The 608-nt window shown below is 67.3% G+C and carries 1 pseudogene; it reads right to left on the reverse strand.

The features are described 5' to 3' along the window. A pseudogene (locus tag EOA60_RS38575) lies at positions 1–220 on the reverse strand (hypothetical protein); the annotation flags it as partial. Positions 221–608 lie beyond the last annotated feature (388 nt).

The raw sequence follows: 608 nt of genomic DNA on the forward strand, positions 1-608 counted from the left end.
TCCTGGCGGCGGCCGGCGCTTGCGGCCGAGGTTGCGGTGCTTCTGGCTGAGGCGTCGGTGCCTCCGCTACCGGCTTGGGCGCTTCCGCGACGGGTTTTGCCGCCGGCTTCGGCGTAAGAGGCCCAGGCTTTTCAACGGCGGGCGGAGTGACCAACGCGCCGCTGAAATAGACGCCGGCCGAACCGCAGCCGGAAGAACCGAAGGCGGACAGCTCAGCCACCGTTGAGCCGGCAAAGCCTGCCGCTCCGGCTCTGCCGCAACCGCAAGACACGACACAACCGGTCCAGAAGCAGGCCGAGACTGAGCAGAAGCCGACACAGCCTGCCCTGTCGGCTGCGCCGCAACCGCAAGACAAGACCGCCCAGAAACAGGCGCAAGTAGAGACCGGACAGAAATCCGAGCCGACACCGCCTGCCCCTTCAGAGAGCCTGGCCAAAAACAACCAGGCGAAAGTCTCGCAGCCGGCGGAGGCCGAACCGGCTCAGCCGTCGGTCGAGAACTTGCCGGCACCCCTGCCGAAAGCAGCGGAAAACCAAAAGCCGTCGAGCCCGACGGCGGAAGCTGCTGCGGCGCCGGAAGCAAAACCGCCGGCGACGAAACCGACCGCA

The sequence above is a fragment of the Mesorhizobium sp. M1A.F.Ca.IN.020.06.1.1 genome, from assembly GCF_004023265.1.
GTDB lineage: Bacteria > Pseudomonadota > Alphaproteobacteria > Rhizobiales > Rhizobiaceae > Mesorhizobium.